Source organism: Marmoricola endophyticus, assembly GCF_014644415.1.
Classification (GTDB): domain Bacteria; phylum Actinomycetota; class Actinomycetes; order Propionibacteriales; family Nocardioidaceae; genus Marmoricola; species Marmoricola endophyticus.
The window spans coordinates 64,834-77,548 of the sequence record NZ_BMKQ01000001.1; the positions used below are offsets into that span (position 1 = coordinate 64,834).

Genomic DNA, 12,715 nt, shown 5'->3' on the forward strand with positions numbered 1-12,715 from the left:
GACCCGCGCTGCTGGGAGGCATCGGCCACAATGGGCGCATGGGGTTGATGGACCGGCTGCGACGTCGCGGGGGCTCCGGTGCGGCCGTCTCCGGGGGGACCGCCGTCGACGACGACCACCTGACCCGCTGGTCGGGCGAGCGGCGAGGCGTCGAGGGCTTCGTCGAGCCGCAGACCACCACCTCGCCCGTCACCCTGCTGCTGGTGGCCGTCGACGGTGAGTGGACCCGGCGCCGGGTGCCGTCGGTGCGGTGGGCGCACGACTTCTGCAACCGACTGGGCATCCCGTCGTACGACGCCGCGGTGGTCGGCGTGCCCGACCGGATGCGGGAGTGGAACCGCGCCCAGAGCGCCAAGAAGCGCGGCAACAACTTCTACTGAGGCGTCCCCGCCCTCAGCCCTGCGAGGCGTCGGCGACCTGGGCGACGTACTCGACCACCGTGCGGACGCCGAAGCCGGTCGCGCCGGAGGGCGTGTGCCCCCACGCGGCGCCGGAGTTGTACGCCGGCCCGGCGATGTCGAGGTGAGCCCACTCGCGACCCTTGACGAACTGGGCGAGGAACCCGGCCGCCCAGGAGGAGGCCCCCCAGCGCACCCAGTTGTGCTGCAGCAGGTCCGCGATCGTGGACTCGGTGCGGATCGCGTCGAGCGTCGACTCAGGGATCGGCAGCCTCCAGAACAGCTCGCCCGTCACGGCGGCCGCGCGCTCGATGCCGTTCACCGTGGCGTCCTCGCCGAACAGCCCGGCGATGCGCTCGCCGAGCGCCACGACGCAGGCGCCCGTCAGCGTCGACATCTCGACGATCGCGTCGGGCTCGAGCTCCGCGGCCATCGCGAGCGCGTCGGCCAGCACGAGCCGGCCCTCGGCGTCGGTGTTCTGGACCTCGACGGTCTGCCCGTCGTACATGCTCAGCACGTCACCAGGGCGCATCGCGGACCCCGAGACCATGTTCTCGGCCAGGGGCGCGAACGTCGTCACCGCGACGGGGAGACCCAGCTCGGCGACGGCGTACGTCGCGGCCACGGCGGTCGCGGAGCCCGCCATGTCGGTCTTCATCGTGGTCATCGACGAGCCGGGCTTGATGGTGAGCCCGCCGGAGTCGTACGTGATCCCCTTGCCCACGAGCGCCACGTGCCTGGTCGCGTCCTTGGGGCGGTAGGTCAGGCGCACCAGTCGTGCCGGACGCGCCGACCCGGAGGCGACGCCCAGGATGCCGCCGCAGCCGAGCCTGCGCAGCTCGTCGTCGTCGACCACCTCGACCTCGACGGCACGGCGCGCCTTGGTGCCCTCCGAGCGCAGGTCGGCCATCTGCGTGGCGAGCTCGACCGGTCCGAGGAGGTTGGCCGGGGTGTTGACCCAGCCACGGGCGACGTCGGCGAGGTCCGCCACGACCAGCGCGGTCTCGAAGGCCTGGCGGCAGGCCTGCTGGCGCGCGCAGTCGCTGAGCACCGCGACCTCGGCGAGGCCGTCGTCGGCGGCTGCGCGACGGTGCGACTTGGCGCCCTTGGCCGGCGCCGGGGCGACGCGCTGGACCGCGTACGAGCCCGAGCGCAGGCCGTCGGCCACCGCTCGTACGGACTCGACGTCGTCGGCCGGCAGCGCGACACCGACCGAGGAGGCGTTGCCGAGGTTGCGCACGGCGATCCCGGCGGCCCGACGCAGCGTCTCGCTGGTCGTCGCGCCCGCCTCGCCCAGTCCGACGAGGACCAGCACCGGACTGGCGATCGCGCCGCCGGTCGGGACACGCACCGCCTCCCCGAGCCCTCCGGTCACCTTCATCCGCGCCAGCAGCGCTCCGAACGACCGGCCGAACGCCTTGGCGACCTCCTCCCCGCCGTCGCCGGCCGGGACGGGCTTGCCGTCGGTGGCGTGGACCCCGATCACCACCGCGTCGGCTCGGGTCTTGGCGGGGCTGGCCTTGCGCAGGGTGTACGACGTCACGGCTGCGACTCTAGCCACGGCCGAGGACGGCCCGGCGGTGCCTCGTACGCCGTCGGCAGGCTGCGCTAGTTTGCGCCCCATGGCCTCTCCAGAGTCGACCACGGGGCTCGTGCAGTCCCCGCTCCACGACCGGCACGTCGCGCTCGGCGCGAAGACTGCGGAGTTCGCCGGCTGGGAGATGCCGCTGGAGTACACCGGCGTCATCGCCGAGCACACCGCGGTGCGCGAGGCGGTCGGGGTCTTCGACGTCTCCCACCTGGGCAAGGTCGAGGTCCGCGGCGAGGGCGCGTACGAGCTGGTCAACTCCTGCCTGAGCAACGACCTCGACAAGATCGAGCCCGGTCGCGCGCAGTACACGCTGTGCTGCGAGGAGGACACCGCCGGCATCGTCGACGACCTCATCGTCTACCTCTTCGCCCGCGACCACCTGCTGCTGGTGCCGAACGCGGCCAACACCGCCGAGGTGCAGCGCCGTCTCGAGGCGGTCGCGCCCGACACCGTGACGATCACCGACCAGCACCGCAGCCACGCCGTCCTCGCGGTCCAGGGGCCGCGGTCGGGCGACCTGCTCGAGGCGCTCGGGATGCCGACCGAGGGCCGCTACATGAGCGTCGCCGAGCACACGCTGGAGGACGGGTCGCCGGTCACGGTGTGCCGCAGCGGCTACACCGGGGAGAAGGGGTACGAGCTGATCGCCCCTGCCGCGTCAGCCGGGCTGCTCTGGGACACGCTGATGAGCGCCGGCGCCGACCTCGGCGTGGTGCCCTGCGGTCTCGGCGCCCGCGACACGCTGCGCCTGGAGATGGGCTACCCGCTGCACGGCCAGGACCTGACCCGGCAGACCACGGCCGTGTCCTCGGGCCTGTCCTGGGCCGTGGGGTGGAAGAAGCCCGCCTTCTGGGGTCGCGACGCGCTGCTCGCGGAGAAGGAGACCGGCGCGCGCACCCGGCTGGCAGGACTGCGCGCCAGCGGTCGCGGTGTCCCGAGGCCGCACATGCCGGTCGTCGACGGGGACGTGGTCCTGGGCGAGGTCACCTCGGGGACCTTCTCGCCGACCCTGCGGACCGGTGTCGCGCTCGCGCGGGTCGACGCCGCGGTGGAGGATGGCGCCGAGGTCACCGTCGACGTACGCGGTCGGCCGCTGGCGGTGACGGTGACCAAGCCGCCGTTCGTGGAGACGCACACCGCGTGAGGGGCGCACGGGTGATCCGGCGCACGGACCGACCGACGAGGGGAGCGAGATGAGCGAGAGCAGCACCTGGTGGTGGCGCCTGGAGGGGCCCGACGGGTCCGAGGTCCAGCCCGAGCAGCGGCAGGAGTTCCCGACCCGGTCCGACGCGGAGTCGTACGTCGGGGAGGCGTACGTCGAGCTCGCGGACGCGGGTGTCGCCGCCGTCACCCTCTTCGAGGACGACCGCCTCGTCTACGGCCCGATGTCGCTGTCCGCCGAGGCCTGAGCGCCCGGGGCGCACACGTCTGAGCGTGTCACCCCTGCCCGTCGTTGGCGTCGAGCCAGTGCTCCACCTCGCGGTACGTCGGCGAGGGGCCGGTGCGGATGGAGCGCCCCGGCCCGAGGGGCTCGAGGCGACGGGTGCAGTGCTGCATCCGGACGGTGGCCGAGCCGAGGTCGGGTCCGCACGCCTGGTGGGGTGACAGGCAGCCGGTGCGCACGAGGACGGCGTGGTGCGAGCGGGCCACGAGGGGCCGCAGCGCCTCGAGGTGTCGCGCACCGGCCCCGGCGCACCCGCCGTGGGTGCAGACCAGGACCGCGCACAGCGGGTGGGTGCCGCTGCCGGTCGTGACGGCTCCGTCGCGTGCGGTGTCGCCCCGGGACCCGGTGGGGCGAGGACGTGGTGACGGCGTCTGCACCGCGTCAGCCCTGCCGCGCCTTGAGGCGGGGGTTGCGCTTGTTGATGACGTAGGTGCGGCCACGGCGTCGTACGACCTGAGCGCCGGGCTGGGCCTTCAACGAGCGCAGCGAGTTGCGGACCTTCATGTGGTTCCTCCGTGGTGGTGCTGGGTGGTGTACGGGAGCAGGGCCATCTCGCGGGCTGTCTTCACCGCGCGGGTGAGTGCACGCTGCTGCTGCGGCGTGAGGCCGGTGACCCTGCGCGGGCGGATCCTTCCCCGGTCGGACACGAACCTGCGCAGCAGCGTCACGTCCTTGTAGTCGACCGCGCGGACGTGCGGTGCCAGCAGGGGCTGCCGGCCGGCCGAGCGTCGGCCGGCTCCGGTGCGGGGGAGGGGCTTGCGCGCGCTCACCACAGGTTCTCCGGGTCGACGTACCCGCGCTGCACGGCGCGGACGAGACGTCGTGGCACCTGGTACGTACGGCCGCTCACGGTGACGGGCACCAGGGTGGGGACGCGCGCTCTCCAGGCGGAGCGGCGGTGGCGGGTGTTGCTGCGGGACGTGCGTCGTTTCGGAACGGCCACAGGAGCCTCCTCGTGTCGTCTGTCTTGGGGGGGTGGGGGTCAGGCCACGTCGCGGATCGGACCGAGCCACGGCTCCAGCCCGTCCTCGGCGACGCGCCAGGTGCGAGGCTCCGAGCGGGCCTCGGCCGGGGTGAGGAGCAGTCGCTCCCAGCCGGCGGTCACCGAGGAGGGCATCTCGCCCGGGCCGGTGACGACGATGCGCGAGCACGGCGCCCGGCGGCCCCAGGTGCCTTCGGCGGCGAGGCTGAGGTGCCCGCCGGCGCCGTCCCACACCTGGACGGAGCCGGGCCTCGTGGGCACCCAGAAGCAGCCGCGCGAGCGGTGCGCACCGTCGGCGAGCACGTCCAGCTCGTCCAGGAGCCGGTCTGGGTGGAACGCACGCGGCGTGCTCAGCTCGACCTGCCATACGTGCGCGTGGTCGGCCGAGTCGGGGTGGACGGGGAAGAAGGGCGAGGTGTGCTCTGCGTACCTGCGGTGCTGGTGGCCGGTTCTCGCGACCACGTCGAGGCCGAGGTGCTCGGTCCCCTCGACGAGTGCCGTGTCACGGCGGCCGAGCGCGCGCACCAGGGCGGCGCCGGCCTCGCGGTTCGGAGCCGAGTCGCCGGGACGCGGCGCGGGGTCGGGGTCGGCGAGCACGACCACGTCGGCGCTCTCGACCAGCGAGCACGCCACCTCGCCGATCCCCCGCTCGTCGTCCGGGCCGGTGTGCAGACCCCGGTCCCGCATCGTCGCCGGTCCGACGAGGTCCTCGACGAGGCGGCACCCGTCGAGGACCGCGACCAAGGACAGCAGCCGCAGCCGGCGAGCCAGGCGTGGGTCGGCGGCGAGCGCGTGCGCGAGCTGGTCGGCCGGCGCACCGACCGGGAGCCGGGCGACGATGGTGCGCCAGCGTGACTGCCTCGCGAGGCGGTCGAGGGTGGGCAGGACGTCCTCGCGCAGCGCGCAGCTCACGCACGCGTGCTCGAGCGGGATCTCCTCGCGCTCGATCTCGCCCGTCTGGTCGCTGACCACGCGCGTCAGCACCTGGGTGTCGGGGTCGATGTGGTGGGTGAGGGCCACCGCGTCCGGAGTGTCCCACAGCAGACCCAGGACGGCGGCCGACATCGCGGCGGCGTCGACGCCGGTGACCACGACCAGTGGCGTCCTCATCGCGCGCCGTACCTGCGCTCGAAGGCCTGCACCCGACCTTCGGTGTCGAGCCTGCGTGTGCGACCGGTCCAGAACGGGTGGCTGTCGCTGGACACGTCGACGTCGACCACCGGGTAGCTCTGCCCGTCGACCTCGACCGTGGCGCCGGGGTCGAGGCCCGCCGCCAGGGTAGAGCGGACGAGGAGCACGCGTCCGGTGCTGCGGTCGCGGAACGCCGTCGGCCCGTAGGCCGGGTGGATGCCTTGCTTCACGGAGGGTCCTCACTGTAGGAATGAGAATCAGTCTCATTTAAGATCTCAATCCCGTCAAGCAGAGGAGCTCATCGCATGTCCCGTACGTGTCAGGTCACCGGCGCTCGTCCCGGTCACGGCAACCGCGTCTCGCACTCGCACCGGCGCACCAAGCGCCGTTTCGACGTCAACATCCAGCGCAAGCGCTACTGGGTCCCGAGCCTGCGCCGGCACGTCACGCTGCGCCTCAGCGCTCGTGGCATCAAGGTCGTCGAGGCTCGGGGGATCGACGCCGTCGTCCTCGACCTGCGGCGACGGGGGGTCACACTCTGATGGCGCGGCGAGGCAACGAGCTGCGACCGATCGTGAAGCTGCGCTCCACCTCCGGCACGGGCTACACCTATGTGACCCGCAAGAATCGGCGCACCCACCCGGGCCGTCTCGAGCTGCGCAAGTACGACCCCGTCGTCCGCCGGCACACCACCTTCCGCGAGGAGCGCTGATGGCCAAGCAGAGCAAGGTCGCCGCCGACCGTCGTCGTCGCCGGCTCGTGGTGGCCTACGCCGAGCGTCGCGCCGCACTGAAGGAGCAGGTCAGGACCAGCTCCGCCGGGTCGGCCGAGCAGGCGCGGGCGGTCAGCGCGCTGTCCCGCCTGCCCAGGGACTCCTCACCCGTCCGGCTGCGCAACCGCGACCAAGTCGACGGGCGTCCGCGCGGCTACGTCCGCAAGACCGGTACCTCCCGCATCCGGTTCCGCGCGATGGCTCACCGAGGCGAGCTGCCGGGGATCCGCAAGTCCAGCTGGTAGCGGACCCCGACAGGCGTCGGGAGGTCGGCCTCGTGCGCCGCTGGGTGCTCGTGCCGGGTGGTGGCAGGTCGGGCGGGTGCACCGGCCGACTGTGCAGCCGGCCGGGCGCTTAGTAGCGCTCGGGAAGCGGCTCGCGCCACTTGCGCTGCGGCTTGGGCATCCGCAGCTTGCGGATCTGGATCGCGCGCATGAACGCGTAGAACCGCCAGCCCCGGGGCGAGTGGTCCGTCCCGGCGAAGCGGGCCTTCACCTGCCGACCGAGCTGCCAGTCGAGGGCCACGACGTCCAGGAGCAGCAGGATGATGCTGGCGATCCAGATGTAGCCGCTGGCCGCGACTAGCACGGGGACGGTGCTGGCCTGCAGGACGATGATGACGACCAGCACCGGCAGCAGGAACTCCATGAAGGAGACGCGGGTGTCGACGAAGTCGCGGACGAACCGCTTGACCGGACCCTTGTCGCGCTCCATCAGGTAGCGCTCGTCACCGGTGCGCATCCCCTCGCGCATCTTGGCGTTCTGCTCCGCCCGCTGTGCGCGCTGCGCCCTGGCGGTGGACTTCTTGTCCATCCCGCCCTTCGCGCGTTCCCGGGCGGCCGCCTCCGCCTCGCGACGGGTGGGGGTCGGGCGTCCCTTGCCGTGACCCTCGTCCTCGTGGGTCGCGGGCTGAGGGGCGGTCTCCTTGGTGCGTCCGAACACGGGTGCGGCTCCGGTGATCGTGGTGTGCAGGTCGTCGCGAAGCCTACTCGCCGGGGAACCTTGTACCCGGCGTGCGCGTTCACCTCATAGGTTGGGGGCGAGCACGCACGTGCTCCACGACCGGACGCAACAGACAGGGAGCTCTCGATGGGCTTGTGGCAGCGCTTCAGCATGATCTTCAAGGCCAAGGCGAGCCAGGCGCTCGACCGTGCGGAGGACCCGCGTCAGACACTGGACTACAGCTACGAGCGACAGCTCGAGATGCTCACGAAGGTACGCCGCGGCGTCGCCGACGTCGCCACCAGCCGCAAGCGGCTGGAGATGCAGATCACCCAGCTGACGACCCAGCAGACGAAGCTGACCGACCAGGCGCAGAAGGCGATCGACGTCGGGCGCGAGGACCTCGCTCGGGAGGCGCTGAGCCGGAAGTCGGGCCTGACCGGACAGATCACCGACCTGCAGGCCCAGCACGAGCAGCTCCAGGGCGAGGAGGAGAAGCTCACCCGTGCCTCGCAGCAGCTGCAGGCCAAGGTCGACTCGTTCCGTACCCGCAAGGAGACGATCAAGGCGACGTACTCCGCTGCCGAGGCCCAGACCAAGATCAACGAGGCCTTCTCCGGGATCTCCACCGAGATGGGCGATGTCGGGCAGGCCGTGCAGCGGGCGGAGGACAAGACCGCCGCGATGCAGGCCCGGGCCGGCGCGATCGACGAGCTGCTCGCCTCCGGCGCCCTGGACGAGCCGGGCGCGCTCGGGCGAGGTGACGACATCAGCCGTGAGCTGGAGCAGATGAGCTCGCAGTCCGACGTCGAGTCCGAGCTCGCGGCGCTGAAGTCCAAGAGCCCGACGCAGGGCCAGCTCGGTGCCGGTGCCGGCGAGGACCAGCCGGTGCTGGACGCCGCCGAGCAGACCGACCCGCAGAAGAACACCGAGTAGTCGTCATCACCACGAGAGGCAGGACGCAGACCGCATGAGCAGCAACCGATTCGTCAAGGACACCGGGCTCACCGTCCGGATGACCACGGTGATGTTCCTGCTCGGGTTGCTGTTCGTCGCCTTCTTCGTGGTGCTGATGTTCATCGCGGCGCAGGCGGGGGCCGGCGGGCTGGTCCCGGTCATCGGGATCATCGGGGTCGGCATCGCCTGGTGGCAGTGGTACAACTCCGACAAGATGGCGCTGCGGGCCATGCGGGCCCGCGTCGTCACCGCGGAGCAGGCGCCGGAGCTGCACGGCATGATCGACCGGCTCTGCACGCTCGCGGACATGCCCAAGCCCGTCGTCGCCATCTCGGACACCGATCTGCCCAACGCGTTCGCGACGGGGCGCTCGCCCCAGCGAGCGGCGGTCTGCGTGACCACCGGGATCCTCAACACGCTCACCGCCGAGGAGCTCGAGGGCGTGCTCGCCCACGAGCTCTCGCACGTCGCGCACCGCGACGTGCTGGTGATGACGGTCGCGTCCTCGGCCGGCGTCATCGCCGGCATGATCACGCAGTGGGGCCAGTACGGCCTGTTCTTCGGCGGCGGCGGTCGCCGCGACAACGACGACGACGGTCCGGGTGCGCTGCCGCTGCTCCTGATCGCGCTGGTCGTGAGCGTGGTCGTCTACGCCATCAGCTTCGTGCTGACCCGGATGCTCTCGCGCTACCGCGAGCTGTGCGCCGACCGCAGCGGCGCCCTGCTGACCCAGCAGCCCGGCGCGCTCGCCTCGGCGCTGGTGAAGATCTCCGGGGAGACGAACGCCATACCGAAGAAGGACCTGCGCGAGGCGGCCAAGATGAACGCCTTCTTCATCACCCCCGCGGCTGCCGGGGTGTCCATGCGGACGCTCACCTCGACCCACCCGTCGCTGGAGCAGCGCCTCGAGCAGCTCTCCAAGGTCGCCGCAGAGCTCGGCCGCCCCTTCGACGGCGGTTTCGAGCAGCAGCACTGATGGGGTTCTGGAGCACGATCACCGGTCGCTCCGAGCCGGTACGACCGCAGTTGGACGCCCTCTTCGGCATCCCCGGAGCGGCGATCCAGCTGCAGGTGGCGATGGACATGGCGCCGACCGGCTTCGGCGCTGTCTGCTACCGCAAGGCCGAGGGCGCCGCGTTCCTCGATGCCGAGAAGCGGCTCGTCGAGCTGCTGGACTCCGACGAGGGCCCCGACGTCGACCGCGAGGACGACGGGTTCGGCTTCACCTGGCTGATCGTACGGACCGATCCGCCCGAGCCCGGCAGCCTGGTCACCGACCTGCACGCCGTGAACTCCAGCCTCGAGGCCGAGGGGTTCGCCCGCAGTCTGCTCTGCTCGGTGGTGGCGTTCCGCACCTCCGCCGGCGGCCCGGTCGGCCTGGTCTACCGCTACGCCACCGGCACGTTCTACCCGTTCGTACCGACGGGCTCCCAGCAGCGCGACTCGCTGCTGGAGATGAACGTCCGCTCCACCCTGGCCGGCGAGCTCGCCCTCGAGCCCGACCTCGGCAAGTGGATGCCGATCTGGGGTTGCCCGGTCCTGCGCTGACGCGCGTCACCCACCCGTCGAGTGGTGCCTTCTACAGGCGCGAGTGGTGCGTCGTGCAGGTGGAGGACCTGCACAATGCGCAACTCGGCCCAGCAGAGGGCACCACTCAACGGGCAGGTGCCGCGCTCAGCGGGGCTTGTTCGCCACGACCGTGGTCGAGGACGGGGCGACGGTGTCGGTGCCGGAGTACGCGACCTGCAGCGGCAGCTTCCCGGTGCCGGTCACGAAGACGCGCACCCGGAAGTTGCCGTTGCCCAGGACGACCCGGGCCAGCTCGGTATCGCCCTGGCTGATCGTGACGGTGCCGCTCCGGACCGTGTGCCCGTCGCTGGTGACCGTGCCGCGGACCGTGGTCCGGCCGCGGCGGTTCACCTCCTGCTCGGCGACCTTCGCCGAGACCTCCGAGGGCGTACGCGAGGACGGCACGGAGAAGCCGACCAGCAGCGGGTCGTGGTCGCTGGAGCGGTACGGGTCGGCCGAGTAGAAGTCGGTCGCGTTGTAGTTGTGGCGGCTGTACTCGTAGGCCACCGACTCCACCGAGTTGATGTTCCACACGTGCGCCCCCTGGACGGTGCCGAGCGCGGCGTCGTTGGCCAGGACGTGGTCCAGGGAGCCGACCAGCCCGCCGAAGACGTACGTCGACTCGTCCGGGACGAACCTCTGCCCGACGTCGGTGAACCCGGCCTCGCGCAGCACCTGCAGCGGGTCCTCCTCGGTGTAGGCGTTGAAGTCGCCGGTGAGGAACACCCGCTGGGTGCCGGTGGAGGCCTGCAGCTCCTTCACGAACCCCACCAGGGCCTGCGCCTGGCGCACCCGCGAGGCGTTCGAGGCACCCTGACCGTCACCCTGGTCGGCGTCGTCGCCGGAGCCGGAGCCCTTGGACTTGAAGTGGTTGACGACCGCCAGGAACTGCTGCTCCGACGAGCCCCCTGCCGGTACGAACACCTGTCCCAGCGGCTGCCGGGCGTTGGAGAAGGCGTCCGAGCCGAGCAGGATGTGCGACGCGCCGACCGGCGCGACGGCCGCCTTCTGGTAGATGAACGCCGTCCGGATCACGTCCTGCGAGGCCAGCGGCGGCTGCTGGTCGACCGGCGGCGAGGGCACGAACGCCCAGCGGTCGGAGCCGGCGGCCGCGTTGAGCGCGTCGACCAGCGTCGAGAGCGCGTCGTCGCGCTGCTCCGGTCCGTCGAACTTGGCCGAGTTGCCGATCTCCTCCAGGGAGAGGACGTCGGCGTCGAGGGCGTTGATCGCCGAGACGATCTTGGCCTGCTGCCGGGACAGGTCGGACGCGCCCCAGGCGCCCCGCGGACCGTCCGCGCCGCAGTCGTCGACGGTGACCGGCGTCCCCGTGCGGTCCTTGTAGCTGCTGCAGGAGTGACCGGAGGCGACGTACTTCTCGCCGGTCTCGGTGAAGTAGTTCAGGACGTTGAAGCTGGCGATCTTGAGGTCGCCACCGACAGCCCGCGGTGCGTCGGTGCGGGTGTCGGGGAAGGTCGCGGGCGCGACCTCGGCGTCGTTGGCCGCGGTCAGCTGGGAGGTGGGCTGGAACTTCCAGGTGTCGTTGCGGTAGTCGAGGATCACTGGCTTCGTGAACCGGGCCGGCGCGCCGACGCGGACGTGGCGGTCCTTGGTGATCCACGGCAGGGGGGTGTCCTTGCCGGTGGTGAGGTAGTTCAGCGAGGAGCCGTCGTCCAGCGTCACGGCTCGAGCGGCGTTGTCGGCGACGACCGCCTGCTGCTCGGGGGTGCCGGGCCTGGCGACGTCGGTCGGCTGCCGCAGCGGCGTGCTGCCGGAGGCGAGGTCGATCTCGGCGTAGTTGTTCAGCGTGTAGACGTCGGTGACGGTGAACGCGCCCGGTGCGGTGAGCATGCCCTCGCGGGTCTCACGGCCGGCGTCGGTCGAGGGGTAGGCGCCGGTCACGGGCTCGATCGCAGCCGCGGGGGTGTCCAGCGGCGTGCTGCTCGTGGCGCTGATCTCGGTCAGGCCGTTGAACTCCGAGACCGTGCCGGTCACCTGGACGTGCGCGCCGATCGAGGGGTACGACGACGCGGTCGCCGAGCCGCCCAGGTAGACGAAGACCGCGTCCGAGGCGTCGTGGCTGCTGCCGAGGTCGCCGCCGGTGCCGGGTGTCTGCAGGTAGTAGCCCGCGAAGCCTCCCGTCGGGTACGACGCCGTGACCACGCCCTCGGTGCGCACCGGCCGACCGGCGAACGGGCTGGCGGCACCGGTGCCCTGGATTTGCGCGATCGTCAGGTCGGTCGGGGCGCCGGGCGGGGGAGTGGTGGTGCCGGAGCCGGTGCTCTGCGGATCGGGTGCCGTCGCCGAGAGGTCGGCGCTGTTGTCGTCGGTGTCCGTGCCGGCGGTGTCGCGGGAGACTGCGGCGGTGTTGCCGGCCCCGGTGGCCGGCGCCTTCTCGTAGGTGTTGGAGGCACCGAAGCCGACCAGGTCGATCACGTCGTCGCGCGCGACCGAGCCGGTCGGCAGGTCGGCGATCCTGGACGTGCCGCGCGCCAGCAGCACGGTGCCGGCGGTCGCGCTCATCGCGACGTCGCCGGTCGCGTCCGGCGTGGGCAGCGCGGTGCTGCCGCCGGTGCCCTTCGCGAGCGCGACCAGGTAGTGGCCGTGGGCGGGGACGGACCCGCTGAGCGCCACGAGTCCGCTCGGTGCGCCCGATCCGCCCGAGGAGCGGTACTGCAACGAGGTCCCGTCGACGGTGATCGCGGAGCCCGTCGGGTTGGCCAGCTCGACGAAGTCCTGGGTGTAGGTCGCCCCGGTGTTGCCGCCACCGCCGTACACCTCCGAGATCACCAGGCCGGATGACCCGGCGGCCTCGGCGGGTGAGGCGAGCGCCGCGGCCGGGATCGCGAGACCGAGCGCGAGGAGGGGGAGCAGGACGGGGCGTACCGGGACGCGGGACGTGGGCACAGAAGGTCTCCTCGAGAGCGGGAGC

At 72.0% G+C, this 12,715-nt stretch carries 18 protein-coding genes; 9 read left to right on the plus strand and 9 right to left on the minus strand.

Features of this window, described 5'->3' with window-relative positions; all coding sequences use genetic code 11:
• The first annotated feature begins 38 nt into the window (after positions 1-38).
• Positions 39-380 (plus strand): hypothetical protein, encoded by a 342-nt coding sequence (locus tag IEX42_RS00330; RefSeq protein WP_188777178.1) that lies wholly within the window; start codon positions 39-41, stop codon positions 378-380.
• Positions 381-393: 13 nt separating this feature from the next.
• Here the strand turns inward: IEX42_RS00330 and IEX42_RS18020 are convergent, their stop codons facing one another.
• Positions 394-1,941: a leucyl aminopeptidase gene (locus IEX42_RS18020; protein ID WP_229660462.1), complete on the minus strand. Its 1,548-nt coding sequence runs from the start codon at positions 1,939-1,941 to the stop codon at positions 394-396.
• Between the two features lie 79 nt (positions 1,942-2,020).
• Here IEX42_RS18020 and gcvT point away from each other — a divergent pair, with 79 nt between their 5' ends.
• Together gcvT and IEX42_RS00345 are read left to right on the plus strand one after the other, a co-directional pair.
• Positions 2,021-3,133 (plus strand): glycine cleavage system aminomethyltransferase GcvT, encoded by a 1,113-nt coding sequence (gene gcvT / locus IEX42_RS18025; RefSeq protein ID WP_229660463.1) that lies wholly within the window; start codon positions 2,021-2,023, stop codon positions 3,131-3,133.
• 49 nt (positions 3,134-3,182) lie between these two features.
• The gene (locus tag IEX42_RS00345) at positions 3,183-3,398 is read left to right on the plus strand and encodes a hypothetical protein (RefSeq protein ID WP_188777184.1); all 216 of its coding nucleotides are present in this window, start codon (positions 3,183-3,185) and stop codon (positions 3,396-3,398) included.
• A gap of 28 nt (positions 3,399-3,426) precedes the next feature.
• Here the strand turns inward: IEX42_RS00345 and IEX42_RS00350 are convergent, their stop codons facing one another.
• The 6 genes from IEX42_RS00350 to IEX42_RS00375 are packed head-to-tail and all read right to left on the minus strand — an operon-like array spanning position 3,427 to position 5,776.
• On the minus strand, positions 3,427-3,810 hold the full coding sequence (locus tag IEX42_RS00350) for a (2Fe-2S) ferredoxin domain-containing protein (protein ID WP_188777185.1): 384 nt from the start codon (positions 3,808-3,810) through the stop codon (positions 3,427-3,429).
• A gap of 4 nt (positions 3,811-3,814) precedes the next feature.
• Complete coding sequence (ykgO, locus tag IEX42_RS00355; protein WP_188777188.1) at positions 3,815-3,937, minus strand: type B 50S ribosomal protein L36; 123 nt, start codon at positions 3,935-3,937, stop codon at positions 3,815-3,817.
• Positions 3,934-4,140 carry a 30S ribosomal protein S18 gene (gene rpsR / locus IEX42_RS00360; protein ID WP_229660931.1) on the minus strand — a complete coding sequence of 69 codons (207 nt, stop codon included), beginning with the start codon at positions 4,138-4,140 and terminating at the stop codon, positions 3,934-3,936. The genes ykgO and rpsR overlap by 4 nt, the downstream gene beginning before the upstream one ends.
• 59 nt (positions 4,141-4,199) lie before the next feature.
• Complete coding sequence (gene rpmF / locus IEX42_RS00365; protein WP_188777191.1) at positions 4,200-4,376, minus strand: 50S ribosomal protein L32; 177 nt, start codon at positions 4,374-4,376, stop codon at positions 4,200-4,202.
• A gap of 39 nt (positions 4,377-4,415) precedes the next feature.
• The gene (locus IEX42_RS00370) at positions 4,416-5,525 is read right to left on the minus strand and encodes a GTP-binding protein (RefSeq protein WP_188777193.1); all 1,110 of its coding nucleotides are present in this window, start codon (positions 5,523-5,525) and stop codon (positions 4,416-4,418) included.
• On the minus strand, positions 5,522-5,776 hold the full coding sequence (locus IEX42_RS00375) for a type B 50S ribosomal protein L31 (RefSeq protein ID WP_188777195.1): 255 nt from the start codon (positions 5,774-5,776) through the stop codon (positions 5,522-5,524). The genes IEX42_RS00370 and IEX42_RS00375 overlap by 4 nt, the downstream gene beginning before the upstream one ends.
• 75 nt (positions 5,777-5,851) lie before the next feature.
• Between IEX42_RS00375 and rpmB the strand changes: the two genes are divergently transcribed.
• The 3 genes from rpmB to rpsN are packed head-to-tail and all read left to right on the plus strand — an operon-like array spanning position 5,852 to position 6,563.
• Entirely contained in the window at positions 5,852-6,088 is a 237-nt protein-coding gene (gene rpmB, locus IEX42_RS00380; RefSeq protein WP_188777197.1) for a 50S ribosomal protein L28, read from the plus strand.
• Positions 6,088-6,258 carry a 50S ribosomal protein L33 gene (gene rpmG / locus IEX42_RS00385; protein ID WP_188777199.1) on the plus strand — a complete coding sequence of 57 codons (171 nt, stop codon included), beginning with the start codon at positions 6,088-6,090 and terminating at the stop codon, positions 6,256-6,258. Before rpmB ends, rpmG begins: the two co-directional genes overlap by 1 nt.
• Positions 6,258-6,563, plus strand: coding sequence for a 30S ribosomal protein S14 (gene rpsN, locus IEX42_RS00390; protein WP_188777201.1), 306 nt, complete (start codon positions 6,258-6,260; stop codon positions 6,561-6,563). The genes rpmG and rpsN overlap by 1 nt, the downstream gene beginning before the upstream one ends.
• A 109-nt stretch (positions 6,564-6,672) precedes the next feature.
• On the opposite strand, the gene IEX42_RS00395 is transcribed toward rpsN, so the two are convergent.
• Complete coding sequence (locus tag IEX42_RS00395) at positions 6,673-7,260, minus strand: DUF3043 domain-containing protein (RefSeq protein WP_188777203.1); 588 nt, start codon at positions 7,258-7,260, stop codon at positions 6,673-6,675.
• A gap of 147 nt (positions 7,261-7,407) precedes the next feature.
• Between IEX42_RS00395 and IEX42_RS00400 the strand changes: the two genes are divergently transcribed.
• The 3 genes from IEX42_RS00400 to pspAB are packed head-to-tail and all read left to right on the plus strand — an operon-like array spanning position 7,408 to position 9,765.
• Positions 7,408-8,196 (plus strand): PspA/IM30 family protein, encoded by a 789-nt coding sequence (locus IEX42_RS00400; RefSeq protein WP_188777205.1) that lies wholly within the window; start codon positions 7,408-7,410, stop codon positions 8,194-8,196.
• A gap of 34 nt (positions 8,197-8,230) precedes the next feature.
• Entirely contained in the window at positions 8,231-9,193 is a 963-nt protein-coding gene (gene htpX, locus IEX42_RS00405) for a zinc metalloprotease HtpX (RefSeq protein ID WP_188777207.1), read from the plus strand.
• Entirely contained in the window at positions 9,193-9,765 is a 573-nt protein-coding gene (gene pspAB / locus IEX42_RS00410; RefSeq protein ID WP_188777209.1) for a PspA-associated protein PspAB, read from the plus strand. Before htpX ends, pspAB begins: the two co-directional genes overlap by 1 nt.
• 126 nt (positions 9,766-9,891) lie before the next feature.
• Here pspAB and IEX42_RS00415 read toward each other — a convergent pair whose 3' ends face one another.
• On the minus strand, positions 9,892-12,690 hold the full coding sequence (locus IEX42_RS00415; RefSeq protein ID WP_188777211.1) for an ExeM/NucH family extracellular endonuclease: 2,799 nt from the start codon (positions 12,688-12,690) through the stop codon (positions 9,892-9,894).
• Positions 12,691-12,715 lie beyond the last annotated feature (25 nt).